This window comes from Actinoallomurus acaciae (assembly GCF_042429965.1).
In the GTDB taxonomy this organism is placed as follows: Bacteria; Actinomycetota; Actinomycetes; order Streptosporangiales; family Streptosporangiaceae; genus Actinoallomurus; species Actinoallomurus acaciae.
In genome coordinates this window covers 1-909 of record NZ_JBHLZP010001163.1, presented here as the reverse complement: position 1 = coordinate 909, position 909 = coordinate 1, and the positions used below count along the sequence as shown (strand labels likewise).

Here is a 909-nt window from a genome sequence, read left to right as displayed (position 1 = left end):
GAAGACCGGGTGGCGCTGGCCATCGGCCGCCCGGTGGAGACGGTCGTGGCGACGGCGGGCGTGCCCGCGGCCGGCGAGGCGTACGTGCCGGTGGACCCGGACTATCCGCCGCAGCGGGTGGCGCTGATGCTCGAGGACTCCGACGCCGCGCTGGTGGTGTGCGCGGCCGGAACCGAGCTGCCCCGCACGTCGGCGCCCCGGCTGGAGGTCGACGGGCCGGACGGGATCGCGGCGTTCGGCGCCCGGCCCGGCGACGACGGCACCGAGCCGCTCACGGATGAAGACCGGCGTGCTCCGCTGCGCCCGGACAACGCCGCGTACGTGATCTACACCTCCGGATCCACCGGGCGGCCGAAGGGGACGGTGGTGTCGCACGCGGCGCTGCGCAACCACCTGCACTGGGCCGGGCGCGACTTCCCCGGCCTGGACGGGCACACCCTGATGCACTCGTCCACGTCGTTCGACTTCTCCATCACCCCGTTGCTCGGGACCCTGGTCCACGGCGGGGTCCTGGAGCTGTGCGAGGATACCCTCGACGCGCTCGCCGGGGCCTCCGGTGCCGCCACCTTCTTGAAGATCACGCCGAGCCACGCGCCGCTGCTCTCCTCGGTCCGGTTCGCCGCCGACGCCCCCTCCACCCTGCTCGTGGCGGGCGAGGCGCTGCGCGGTGAGGCGCTGGCCGGGTTCGCCGCCCGCCGCCCGGAACGGCTCCGGGTGGTCAACGAGTACGGGCCGACCGAGGTCTGCGTCGGCGCGCTGTGCCACCACCTGCCTCCGGGCACCGCGGTCCCGGACGGAGCGGTGCCGATCGGGACGCCGGTCGCCAACACCGCCGCGCTGGTGCTCGACGCGCGCCTGAACCCCGTGCCGCCCGGCGTCGCCGGCGAGCTGTATCTCGCCGGCGTCCAG

At 75.5% G+C, this 909-nt stretch carries 1 protein-coding gene; it reads left to right on the top strand.

The window, feature by feature from the left end:
* A partial coding sequence (locus ACFFNX_RS51355) for an AMP-binding protein (RefSeq protein ID WP_378213805.1) occupies positions 1–909 on the top strand: 909 nt, incomplete at both ends.